This is a genomic window from Alkalihalophilus lindianensis (genome assembly GCF_032843265.1).
In the GTDB taxonomy this organism is placed as follows: domain Bacteria; phylum Bacillota; class Bacilli; order Bacillales; family Bacillaceae_D; genus Alkalihalophilus; species Alkalihalophilus lindianensis.
Genome location: NZ_JAWJBA010000489.1, coordinates 1 through 263, shown reverse-complemented (window position 1 = coordinate 263; position 263 = coordinate 1). Strand labels below are relative to the sequence as shown.

Here is a 263-nt window from a genome sequence, read left to right as displayed (position 1 = left end):
ATGTGAAACCCAAGTAAGATACTTTGGGTTAAAATTTCAATAAAAATAATAGTAACAGCAACCTTCCATGTTATTCCTTTAATCGGCCCTCCCTTTTTACGGGCATTCTCGGTAGCTGCGATTATCATAACTCCAACCATTAATAAGCTATAAATGATGCTTTCCGAGTCAAACACAAATTTAAGAACATAGCCTACGACAAACAATTGGATGATGGAACGGACGACAGCAATAACCGTATCCTTTTCTAGTCCAAGTTTGAA

Annotated in this window: 1 protein-coding gene; it reads right to left on the bottom strand. The window is 36.9% G+C overall.

The features are described from left to right. Window positions 1–263 (bottom strand): ABC transporter permease (locus RYX56_RS23145; RefSeq protein ID WP_317124228.1); only part of this gene is annotated, 263 nt, incomplete at both ends.